Origin of the sequence: Methylobacterium sp. 174MFSha1.1, from assembly GCF_900116815.1 — a bacterium.
GTDB lineage: Bacteria > Pseudomonadota > Alphaproteobacteria > Rhizobiales > Beijerinckiaceae > Methylobacterium.
Genome location: NZ_FPCB01000045.1, coordinates 41,230 through 47,748, shown reverse-complemented (window position 1 = coordinate 47,748; position 6,519 = coordinate 41,230). Strand labels below are relative to the sequence as shown.

Annotated in this window: 5 protein-coding genes and 2 rRNA genes; 2 read left to right on the top strand and 5 right to left on the bottom strand. The window is 70.4% G+C overall.

Annotated features, from left to right (window positions below; genetic code table 11):
• Positions 1–118, top strand: a 23S ribosomal RNA gene (locus BM430_RS29095); the annotation flags it as partial.
• A 105-nt stretch (positions 119–223) separates the two neighbouring features.
• Positions 224–339, top strand: a 5S ribosomal RNA gene (gene rrf / locus BM430_RS29090).
• 165 nt (positions 340–504) lie between these two features.
• Here the strand turns inward: rrf and BM430_RS29085 are convergent.
• From BM430_RS29085 to BM430_RS29065, 5 genes are all read right to left on the bottom strand, one after another.
• Positions 505–2,235: a GMC family oxidoreductase gene (locus BM430_RS29085; RefSeq protein WP_093570711.1), complete on the bottom strand. Its 1,731-nt coding sequence runs from the start codon at positions 2,233–2,235 to the stop codon at positions 505–507.
• 17 nt (positions 2,236–2,252) lie between these two features.
• A complete protein-coding gene (locus BM430_RS29080; protein WP_093570708.1) occupies positions 2,253–3,047 on the bottom strand; it encodes an ABC transporter permease in 795 nt (264 codons plus the stop codon).
• Between the two features lies 1 nt (position 3,048).
• The gene (locus BM430_RS29075; RefSeq protein WP_093570707.1) at positions 3,049–3,918 is read right to left on the bottom strand and encodes an ABC transporter permease; all 870 of its coding nucleotides are present in this window, start codon (positions 3,916–3,918) and stop codon (positions 3,049–3,051) included.
• 227 nt (positions 3,919–4,145) lie between these two features.
• Positions 4,146–5,186, bottom strand: a complete 1,041-nt coding sequence (locus BM430_RS29070; protein ID WP_093570706.1) for an ABC transporter substrate-binding protein — start codon at positions 5,184–5,186, stop codon at positions 4,146–4,148.
• A gap of 31 nt (positions 5,187–5,217) precedes the next feature.
• Positions 5,218–6,519 (bottom strand): NAD(P)/FAD-dependent oxidoreductase, encoded by a 1,302-nt coding sequence (locus BM430_RS29065; RefSeq protein ID WP_093570705.1) that lies wholly within the window; start codon positions 6,517–6,519, stop codon positions 5,218–5,220.

Below are 6,519 nucleotides of genomic sequence, written 5' to 3'. Positions count from 1 at the left end.
CCCTTGAAACGAGAACTCCCTCGAGAGCCGTGGAAGACGACCACGTGGATAGGCTGGATGTGCAAGCGCGGTAACGCGCTGAGCTGACCAGTACTAATCGCTCGATCGGCTTGATCGCTCTCATGATCCGTGTCCGGATCGACACCAACCACAACACGATGAAGACGGATGGGCGTCACAGCCCCTCCACACATGCTTGCCCGAACGCGACGTGCTTGGCCGGTCTGGTGGTCAGAGCGGGGTGATCAGAACCCGATCCCATCTCGAACTCGGCCGTTAACCGCCCCAGCGCCCATGGTACTGTGTCTCAAGACACGGGAGAGTCGGTCACCGCCAGACCTGCCAAGCACGTACACCTTCCCTCGTCACGACCCTCACGACGAAGCCCGCCCGAGCTCACGCTTGGCGGGCTTCGTCGCGTTCAGAGCTGCTCGCCTCAGAGGCGTTGAGCGATTGCACTCGTACGCCGCTCGGGACTGTCCAACGCCGTCGAGCACCGCAGACTTAGATGGGCGGGCGCTCGCATGGCGCGATGCCGTCCCGCCGGATCAAATCGGCGATGCGCTCGGCCATCATCACGGTCGGGATGTTGGTGTTGGCCCGCGGGATCGTCGGCATCAGGGATGCGTCGCAGACGCGAAGGGCCTCGACGCCGTGCACCCGGCCGGCGCCGTCGCAAACGCTCATCGGGTCGTTCGGCGCACCCATGCGGCAGGTGCCGGATGGATGCCACGTGCCGCCGACCTCGGCGGAGACGAAGTCGGTGAGGGCCCTCTCGTCGGCCAGCAAGCTGTCGAGGGTGACGCCCCGGGTGATGACGCCGTGGATCAGCGCCGCCCGGACCGGTCCGGCTGAATCGAGCAATCCCGACAGGATCCCGCGCTGCGCTGCGGGCCACGGCTTCGGCGCGGCGGCCCGGGCCACTCGGGGCGAGTAGCTCGCCGGGAAGACCGGACCGCGCAACGCCGCGAGAGCCGGGTCGCACAGGGCCCGCGCGCCACGGCGGACGGCGTCCGCCAGGCGGTCGCGGTCGCGGGGATCGGACAGCATGCGGAAATCGACCTGCGGCTCGGTCCGCGGGTCGGGCGAGGCGAGCACGACTTCACCGCGCGAATAGGACTTGTTGACCCAGAAGAAGATGCCGCCGATGCGTAGTCCGAGGCTATGCCAGCCCGTCCGCGACAGGATCGCGCCGTGCATGTCGCCCTCCGGCGTGCCGGGCAGGCCCGAGGAGTAGCGCAGGATCGCCTGCTCGTGATGCTCCCCGGGATCGCGGACCCGGCCGGCGCGGGTGAGATAGGCCGAGACCGCGATCGAAGGGTGCTCCATCAGGTTGCGGCCGACGCCCGGCCGGTCGGCGATCACCGGCAGGCCGTGCCGGCGGAGCGCCGGTCCGGGCCCGACGCCGCTGCGCAGGAGGAGCGCCGGGCTATGGATCGCGCCCGCCGCCACCACAACGTGGTCGGCCGGAATCGTCTCGGGCGGGCCGCCGGCGAGGGGCGCCACCGTCGCGCCGATCGCCCTTCCTCCCTCGAACAGGATTCGCTCGGCGAGGAGGCCGGTGCGCACGACCAGATTTGCCCGTGCCCTTACCGCCGGCGTCAGGTAGGCCACAGAGACCGGCACTCGCTCGCCGGCATCCGAGATCGCGGTCGTGCCGACATAGACCCCATCGCGCCAGGGCCCGTTCTGGTCGGTTCCGGCCGGATGCCCTTGCGCCTGGAGCGTCCGCATCGTGGCGGCGACGAAGGGCGAGAGCTGCTCCCGGGTGGCGCGGCGGATCGGCAGGGGACCATCCTTGCCGTGCAGCGGCCCGTCACAGTCCCGGTCGGCCTCGAGCTTGCGGAAGTAGGGCAGGCAGGCCTCCCACGACCAGCCCTCGGCGCCGAGCGCCCCCCACTCGTCGTAGTCGCCAGGTGCGCCGCGATTCGCCATCATGGCGTTGATCGCCGAGCCGCCGCCGAGCCGCCGCGCCTGCTCGTAGCGTCTTGGCGGCGGCGCGTCCGGTCGGTTGCCGGCGGGCGCACCCATCCGGGCGGTCAGCGCCGGCCAGAGGTTGCGCGGATCGAGATAGGCCCGGCCCGGGTAGCGGCTGCGGATCTCCGGCGGCATCGCGGCCTCGGTCAGGTCGCCGCCCGCCTCCACCAGGGTGACGTGGAACGACGGCTCCTCGGAGAGCCGCGCGGCGAGCACGCAGCCGGCCGAGCCGCCGCCGAGGATCAGGATTATGGTCATCTGCCGGCGCGCGGAGATCATGCGCTGGTGCGCGACTTGCGGGCGGCGAGGCTCGCCAGCACCACCACGATCAGCGAGGCGGCGGTCAGGAGCGAGGAGATCGCCGCGATGGTGGGATCGATCTCGTCGCGCAACGCCGTGAACATCCGCTTCGTCAGGGTCTGGTTCTGGCCGCCGGCGATGAAGATCGCCACCACGGTCTCGTCGAGGGCCGAGATGAAGGCGAACAGCGCGCCCGAAACCACGCTCGGCCGGATCTGCGGCAGGGTGACGGCGAAGAAGGCGCGCAGGCGGTTCATGCCGAGGCTGCGCGCCACCATCTCCTGCGCCGGATCGAAGCCGCGCAGGCCCGCCAGCACCGAGGTGACGACGTAGGGCGTCCCCAGCATGACGTTGGCGAGGATCAGCCCCGGCATCGTGGCGAGCAGCCCGGCCCTGGCGAAGACGAAGAACACGCCGATCGCCGTGATCACGATCGGCACGATCAGCGGCAGGAGCAGGATCACGGTCAGGCTGCGGGCGAGGCGCGAGCCGCTCAAGGTCAGCGCGTAGGCCGCGGCCGTGCCGATCACCGTCGCCCCGAGGGCGGTGGCGAGCGCGACCCCGAGGCTGACCCGCGCCGCCTGCATCCAGGCCGGATTGCCGAAGAACGCCTCGTACCAGCGCAGGGAATAGCCCGGCGGCGGAAAGGTGAGGAACCGCGCGTTCGAGAACGACATCGGCACCACGATCAGGATCGGCAGCACCAGGAAGAGCAGCACCAGGGCGACGAGGGTGCCCAGCGCGAGGCGGGCGGGGAGGGAAGCGGTCATCTCAGCGCGCTCCCATGATCCGCTCGACCGGGACCACCCGGGAGGCGAGCCAGAACAGGGCCGCCACGCAGACGAGCAGCACCACGCCGATGGCGCTCGCCGCGCCCCACTGGTTGTAGATCTCGACGTTGCGGCTCACCAGCATCGACACCATAAAGGTGCGCCCGCCGCCGAGAAGCTCCGGGGTGATGTAGAAGCCGAGCGCCAGGACGAAGACCAGGACCGTGCCGGCGACGACGCCCGGCATCGAGAGCGGCAGGAACACCCGCAGGAAGACGTGGGCCGGCCCGCCGCCGAGGCTGGCACCGGCGAGCATCAGGTCCCGGGGGATGCGCTGCATCGTGGCGTAGAGCGGCAGCACCATGAAGGGCACCAGGATGTGCAGGGTGGCGAGCACCGTGCCGAACTCGTTGTTGATCAGCGCGATCGGCTGGTCGGTGAGCCCGAGGCCCTGGAGGGCGGTGTTGACGAGGCCCCGGCGCTGCAGCAGCACCATCCAGGCATAGGCCCGCACCAGGACGCTCGTCCAGAACGGCAGGATCACCAGGCCGAGCACCACGACGCTCCAGCGCCGCGGCAGGGTCGCGGCGGCGTAGGCGACCGGGTAGCCCAGCAGCAGAGCCAGGACCGTGACGACGAGCGCGATGCGGAAGGTGAGCAGGAAGCTGCGCCAGTAGATGTCCTCGGTGAGGAAGCGCCGGTAATGCTCCAGGCTGAACGCGCCGTCTGCGGTGACCGACTGGACCGCGAGCCAAGCGAGCGGCACCAGGAGCAGCACCGTGACCACCGCGAGGGCGGGGAAGAGCAGCCCGAGGACCAGGAGGGCTTCGCGCCGCTCGTGCCGCCGCAGGGCGGGGCTGGGGTGAGTCATGGCGGGGTGTCCGAAGGCGATAAAACGGCGGGACGGCGAAGAGGATACGAGAGGGCGCCAACGATCGACCCTCTTCCCTCTGCGGGAGAGGGGCAGCGCGACCCTGATCCAGATCGCGCCCTTCACAACGGTCGCGACCTCTCCGGAAGCGTGGTTCCCCTCTTCCGCCCCGCTCCGCGGGGCACCCTCCCCCGCAGAGGGGGGAGGGTCCAGAGGGGTGACGCACCCTACTGCTTCTGCACGAAGTCGGCCCAGCGCTTGAGCGCGGCGTCGCCCGCTTCCGAGGTCCACCACTCGGCCGACAGCACCGCCTGCTTCTTCGCGTTGTCGGGCGAGCTCGGCAGCTTGGCGGCGAGGGATGCCGGGATGATGCCCGTGTCGAAGGCCGCCGGGTTGCCGGGACCGTAGGGGATGTTGAGCGGCAGGTTGGCCTGGAGCTTCGGGTCGATCGCCTGGTTCACGAACTTCACCGCGGTGGCGAGGTTCGGGGCGTTCTTCAGGATGCAGAGCGAAGTGTTCTGCAGGATGCCCTGGTTGTAGGTGTAGTCGGCATCCGCCCCGGCCTCGATCACCGCCGAGACGCGGCCGTTCCAGATCATCTCCATGTCGACCTCGCCGCCCTGGATCAGCAGGGCCGACTGGCCGCCCGAGGTCCACCACACGCTGATATGCGGCTTGATCTCTTCGAGCTTGCGGAAGGCGCGGTCGACGTCGAGCGGATAGAGCTTGTCGGGCGCGACGCCGTCGGCCATCAGCGCCGCCTCGAGGGTCGCGAAGGGGTGGTTGCGCAGGGCCCGCGCACCCGGGAACTTCTTCACGTCCCAGAAATCGGCCCAGGATTGCGGCGGATTCTTGCCGTACTTGCTCTTGTTGTAGGCCAGAACGCTCGAATAGAACTCGTAGGGGACCGAGTACTCAGTCTTGTAGGCAGCCGGGATGGCGGCGGCGTTCGGGATCTTCGCGAAGTCGAGCTTCTCGATCAGCCCGGTCTTGCCGCCGCGCACGCAATCCTGGGTCGGGGTGTCGACCACGTCCCAGGTCGGTTTGCCGGTCGCGCCCTGCGTGCGGATCACCGGCCAGGCATCGGGGGCGCTGTCCTGGTTGATCGTGATGCCGAGTGCCTTGGCGGCCGGATCGAGGATCGCCACCGTCTGGGCCTGCTGGTAGGCGCCGCCCTGAGACACGAAGGTGATCTGCTCGGCGGCGAAAGCCGGCGCGGCCGTCCCGACGAGGCAGGCCAGGACGGTGGTGCGAAACAACGACGCCATCTCGACTTCCCCTCTGCTGTGAGGCCGCACCCTAGCGGCCGATCGTGTCCAGGAACTGGTACCAGCCGGCGACGAGCCGGACCGCCGGCTCGCGCAACGCGTAGAACGGGACGGGTTGGAAGTCCTCGGCGGCGAGCAGCCCGACGTCCGGGCTCTCGCCGAGGGCGAAGGAGGCCGCGAGGCCGCCGAGATGGCTCGACATCGCGACCCCGGCGCCGTTGTAGCCCATGGCGAAGCTCACCCGGTCGTCGAGCCGGCCGACATGCGGGAACGCGTCGAGCGTCATGCCGACGAGGCCCGACCAGCGATGGGCCACGGGTGTGTCGGCGAGCGCCGGGAAGGTGCGCACCATCGCCCGGTGCAGGGTCGCGAAGGCTCCCTCCGAATCTTCGCGCCCGAAGGCGCCGCGGCCGCCGAACACCATCCGGTCGTCGACCATGCGAAACCAGCGCATCATCCGCCGGGTCTCGACGTAGATCCGCCGGCTCGGCAGGATCGCGGCGCGCAGGTTGTCGGAGAGCGGCGCGGTGGCGAGGATCGCGCTGCGGAACGGGATCAGGCGGGTGCGCAACGGGGCGGCCGCCCCGGTGAGATCGGTGTAGCCGTTCGTCGCCACGATCACCTGGCGCGCCCGCACCGAGCCGCCCGGCGTCTCGACCCGGACGCCGCCCGCCTCGCGGTGCAGGCGCAGCGCCGGGCTCGCCTCGTGGATCGCGATGCCCTTGGCATCGACCGCCCGGGCGAGGCCGTTCACGTAGTTGAGCGGGTGCAGGCCGCCGGCCTTGGCCGAGAGCACGCCGCCGACGAAATCCCGCGAGCCGGTCTCGGCCTCCACCGCCTCGCGGGAGAGTTCGGTGACGGAGGCGTCGCCCATCTCGCGGCGCATCCACTCCATGTCGGCGACCGTCGCCGCCAGCGTGTGAGGCGTGTGGGCGCATTTGAGCTGACCGACCCGGGCGTAGTTGGCTTGCACGATGCCGTGCTCGGCGATCAGCCGCTCCAGGGTCTCGACGGAGGCATAGGCAATGGCGTGCATGCGCTTGGCCACCGCGATCCCGTGCTTCGCTGCGATGGCCTGGAACGAGGGGCGGAACTTCGCCGAGACGACTCCGCCGTTGCGCCCGCTCGCGCCCCAGCCGATCGTGCTGGCCTCGAGCACCACCGCCCGCTCGCCGCGCTCGGCCAGCGCCAGGGCCGCCGTGAGCCCGGTATAGCCGCCGCCGACGATCGCGACATCCGCCTGGACGTCGCGATCGAGCGGCCCGAAGCGTCCGGCCGGCGCCGCGCCGGCGGCCCAGAGCGAGGCGACCGGAGGCTTCGGGAAGGCCGTCAT